1 protein-coding gene is annotated in these 1,696 nt (G+C 76.2%); it reads right to left on the reverse strand.

From position 1 onward, the window contains the following. Positions 1-134: 134 nt before the first annotated feature. Entirely contained in the window at positions 135-1,406 is a 1,272-nt protein-coding gene (locus ACZ4W5_RS37985; RefSeq protein WP_465659825.1) for an alpha/beta hydrolase family protein, read from the reverse strand. Positions 1,407-1,696: the final 290 nt, after the last annotated feature.

Below are 1,696 nucleotides of genomic sequence, written 5' to 3' on the forward strand. Positions count from 1 at the left end.
GCGGGAGCGGGCGGAGCAACTTTTGGGGGGGGAGTGGGTGGCCCGGCAGGGAGGGAGGGGAAGCAGGGGGGACCACCGGCCGTTCTTTCGGCCCCGGGCGCCCACACCCCCGTGGCGCCCCCCCGATTCCGGTGTCACGGGAGGTACTTGACCTCCGGGAACCTCGGCGAGGGGCCGTCGAGGAGGGCGCTGCGGCGGTGGCGGAGGTGGGCGTCGAAGAAGGCGAGCGGGTAGGACTGCTGGATGCGGGTGGAGCGGTCGGCGGGGAGGGTGCCGACCATCTCCTGGAGCTGCTGGTCGGGGATGCCGAGCTCCTTGGCGACCTGGGGCATCAGGACTGCCGCGTCCCCGTAGGAGTTGTGGCGGACGCCGTCGGCCTGGATGTTGAGGTGCCAGCCGCGCAGGTGGTTCCAGAAGGTGACGGCGTTCGGGTTCTGGTCGCGGCCGAACTCGGCGGTGATCATCATGAACGGCCGGTCCAGGTCGGTGACGGTGATCGCCGCCATCGGACCGTCGATGGCGAGGCCGGCCCGCACGCGGCGGTCGGCCATGAGGACGGCGGCGGTGGCCGAACCGCCCTTGGACCAGCCGAACATGCCGACGTCGAGCGGGTCGGGGGCGCCGAGGAGGCCCTCGGGGAGCGCCTTCCCGTCGACGTCGGGGTTGCGTCCGGCGGCGAGCTCCTCGACGCAGTCCAGGACGAACCGGGCGTCGGCGGCGCAGTCGTTCGGGCTGATCCTGGGGGCGCCCTCGAGCCACGGGGTGAGCACCCGGCCGTCGGGGAACTCGGTGAACGCGTCCCAGGTGTGGTCGACGGTGACCACGACGTAACCGTGGCTGGCGAGTTCCTGGACGATGACGGTGTTGACGGCCCGGTGGGCGTGGGCGCCGTGCGAGTAGACGACGACGGGCAGCCGGTGGCCGGGGCGGTGGCCGGGGCGATGGACGGGTGCGCCCTGGCGGGCGGCGGTGAGCGGGGCGGCGCTGAGCGGGAGCTGGTAGCCGGCGTCGTCCAGGTAGGCCTTGAGGGCGCCGTCGCTCAGCCAGGGGGCGAGCGGGAGCTCCTCGGCCTGCCGGGCGGGGTACCAGACGCTGGCCATCAGCTCGCGGTACCGGCCGGGGCCGGCGAACGGGTCCGGCCGGGCGGTGTCGCGCAGGTGCAGGGCGACCGTGCCGATGCGGTGCGGGCCGGTGGGCGCGGGCAGCGTGAGCCGGCCCGGTGCCGGAGCAGGCGTGGGAGTGCCGCCCGGTGCGGCGGGGGCGTCCGCCCGGGCGGTGGAGGCCAGACCGAGCGGGGCGGCGACGCCCAGGGCCAGAGCGGTACCCAGCATGCGACGGCGGGTCGGTCCGGGGCGGCGGTTCGGTCCGGACGGTCCGGTGGGGCCGGTGAACGGCGTGGTGTCCATGCCGAGGACGCTGTCACGGGGCGCGGGGGAGCGGCATCGGCCCACCGGTTGATCCTCGGGCAGGCCGCATTGGTCCACGGGTTTACATCCCCGGGCTGATGCGCGGCCGGGCGTGAAATAGGTCGGGAGTGGGGGGGGGGGGGGGGGGGGGGCCCCCCCCCCCCCCTCTTCCCCCCCCCCCCCCCCCCCCCCCTCCCCCCCCCCCCCCCCCCCCCGCCCCCCCCCCCCCCCCCCCCCCCGCGCCCGCCAAGGACAAGGCCGAGCCGGCCGCCCCGGCCAAGGGCAAGGCG

Source organism: Kitasatospora sp. NPDC029367, assembly GCF_055569135.1.